This is a genomic window from Streptomyces solicavernae (genome assembly GCF_029968095.1).
In the GTDB taxonomy this organism is placed as follows: domain Bacteria; phylum Actinomycetota; class Actinomycetes; order Streptomycetales; family Streptomycetaceae; genus Streptomyces; species Streptomyces solicavernae.
The window spans coordinates 1-2,483 of sequence record NZ_JASCIR010000081.1 but is presented as its reverse complement, the minus strand read 5'-3'; the positions used below and the strand labels follow the sequence as shown (position 1 = coordinate 2,483).

Sequence of the window (2,483 nt, the reverse complement as noted above, 5' to 3'; positions counted from 1 at the left end):
CCCAGCGGCAGCCGGGGGAGCGTCGTGGACCCGCGAAGATCCGCCGGACAAGCCCTAACCCTCACCCGACTCCCCGAGCCCCGCCTCGTACGCCTCTACCATCGCGAGCCGCGAGTCGTCGAGGTAGCGGGCAAGCAGCCGCTCGGCGGCCGGCCGGTCACCGGACTGAAGCGTGTCCAGAATCTCCCGGTTTCGCGACAGATAAGGCTCGTGCAACCGGCGCGGGTCGTCCACCACGTGGAAGACCAGGCGAAGTTCGGCGAAGACGCTGCGCATCAGCTCGTCCATGCGCGCGCTCCCGGCGAGGGCCACGAGTTCGCCGTGGAAGCGGATGTTGGCGGTGCCGACGCCCTTCCACTCCTTGGCCCGCGCCGCGCGGTGCGCCTCGGCGACGGCGGCGGCCAGGCCGTCGAGCGCGTACGGGGGTCGGCCGAGGCCGCGCACCACGGCGCACTCGACGAGGTGGCGGGTGCGGAAGATGTCCTCGACGTCCTCGACGGTCAACATCCGTACGAAAACACCGCGGTTGAGCTCGTGCGTGAGCAGCCGCTCGTGGGTCAGGAGCCGGAAGGCCTCCCTCAGGGTGTTGCGCGAGACCTTGAGCGCCGAGCCGATGCTCTCCTCGGACAGCCGCTCTCCCGGCGGGAAGTACCCGTCGGCGATCCGGCCGCGGAGGATGTCCGCCACCCGTTCCGCCGTACTCGTGCGCCCCAGGAGCACACGGTCGTCCACGAGTCCGCTCATCGCTCGTCCACCAGGCCGCTCATGGCGGAATTCAAGCGCAGATACCAGAACGAGACAACACAGGTATTGAGGGATTGTTGAACGATCCCCTACGGTGCTCGGAACGTGAAGCCTCCAGCCCGGCTCGAATCCCCCCGAAGCACCTCCAGAAGCAGCGCCTGAAGCACCCCTCCTCCCACTCCGAACGAGGTGCCTGATGAGCACGACCCCTCAGCGCCACTCCACAGCAGAGGCAGTACCCGCCCCTCCGCTCGGCCGGCCCGACGACGACACCGGCGCGTTCGCCTGGCTGCGCGCCCTCGGTCCGCGCGGCCGGCGCGCCTTCGGCGGCGCGTTCGGCGGCTATGCGCTCGACTCGTACGACTACTTCACGCTCCCCCTGAGCATGGTGGCGATCTCCGCCTACTTCGCCCTGGACAGCGGCCAGACGGGCCTGTTCACGACCGTCACCCTGGTCGTCTCGGCCGTCGGCGGCGCGCTCGCCGGGGTGCTAGCCGACCGGGTGGGCCGGGTGAAGGCCCTGATGCTGACGGTGATCACCTACGCGGTGTTCACCGTGGCGTGCGGCTTCGCGCCCAACTACGAGATGCTGCTGGTGTTCCGCGCCCTTCAAGGGCTCGGTTTCGGTGGTGAGTGGGCGGTCGGCGCGATCCTGGTCGCCGAGTACGCGACGGCCAAGCACCGCGGGCGCACGCTGGGCGCCATCCAGAGCGCCTGGGCGGTCGGCTGGGCACTCGCGGTGGTCGTCTACACGCTGGTCTTCCAGTTCCTCGACGAGGGCCTGGCCTGGCGTGTGATGTTCTTCACCGGCGCCCTGCCCGCGCTGCTCGTGATCTACGTACGGCGCAATGTCAGCGACGCCCCCGAGGCCGCCGAGGCGCGTCGGGAGAGCCGCGAGAAGGGCTCCTTCGGGGCCATCTTCAAGCCCGGCATGCTGCGCACCACGCTCTTCGCGGTGCTGCTCTCGACCGGTGTCCAGGGCGGCTACTACACGCTGTCCACCTGGATCCCCACCTATCTGAAGACCGAGCGCGGCCTGTCCGTCGTCGGCACCGGCGGCTATCTCGCCGTGCTCATCTCGGGCGCCTTCCTCGGCTATCTGGCGGGCGGTTACCTCACGGACCTGCTCGGCCGGAAGAAGAACATCGCGCTCTTCGCGTTCCTCTCCGCCCTGTGCATCCTGTCCTTCTCGGCCATCCCCGAAGGCGCCAACGGCATCCTTCTGGCGGTGAGTTTCCCGCTCGGCTTCTGTATGTCCGCCATTTTCAGCGGCTTCGGCTCGTTCCTGAGCGAGCTGTACCCGGCGGCGGTACGCGGCACCGGGCAGGGTTTCACCTACAACGCGGGCCGCGGTATCGGCGCCGTCTTCCCCACTCTGGTGGGCTTTCTCGCCGACAGCTGGGGCGTGGGCGGAGCGCTGATCTTCGGCGCCCTCGCCTACGGCATCGCGGTCATCGCCCTGTTCGGGCTGCCCGAGACCCGCGGCAAGGAGCTCGCGTGAGCCGCACCGAGGCCGATCAGCGGCCACGCGCGGTGCGCGCCCGGTTCCGCGCGGGTGAGGCCGTCCCCACCGCGGGCCTCGCCCCGGGCCACACCCAGGCCAACCTGATCTCGGTCCCCGCCGACTGGGCCTACGACATGCTGCTGTTCTGCCAGCGCAACCCGAAGCCCTGCCCGGTGCTAGGGCCTGTCCGGCGGGTCTTCGCGGGTCCACGACGCTCCCCCAGCTACCGCTGGGA

Annotated in this window: 2 protein-coding genes and 1 pseudogene; 2 read left to right on the top strand and 1 reads right to left on the bottom strand. The window is 69.8% G+C overall.

The genetic code is table 11. The features are described 5' to 3' along the window. Positions 1 to 54 precede the first annotated feature (54 nt). Positions 55 to 744, bottom strand: a complete 690-nt coding sequence (locus QIS99_RS32020; protein WP_282517268.1) for a GntR family transcriptional regulator — start codon at positions 742 to 744, stop codon at positions 55 to 57. A gap of 196 nt (positions 745 to 940) precedes the next feature. Between QIS99_RS32020 and QIS99_RS32015 the strand changes: the two genes are divergently transcribed. Continuing rightward, entirely contained in the window at positions 941 to 2,245 is a 1,305-nt protein-coding gene (locus tag QIS99_RS32015; protein ID WP_282517267.1) for an MFS transporter, read from the top strand. Continuing rightward, a pseudogene (locus tag QIS99_RS32010) lies at positions 2,242 to 2,483 on the top strand (hypothetical protein); the annotation flags it as partial. The gene QIS99_RS32015 and the pseudogene QIS99_RS32010, both read left to right, overlap by 4 nt.

Coding starts and splice junctions, on each gene's coding strand:
- QIS99_RS32020 (WP_282517268.1), bottom strand. CDS start 744: ATGAGCGGACTCGTGGACGACCGTGTGCTCCTGGGGCGCACGAGTACG.
- QIS99_RS32015 (WP_282517267.1), top strand. CDS start 941: ATGAGCACGACCCCTCAGCGCCACTCCACAGCAGAGGCAGTACCCGCC.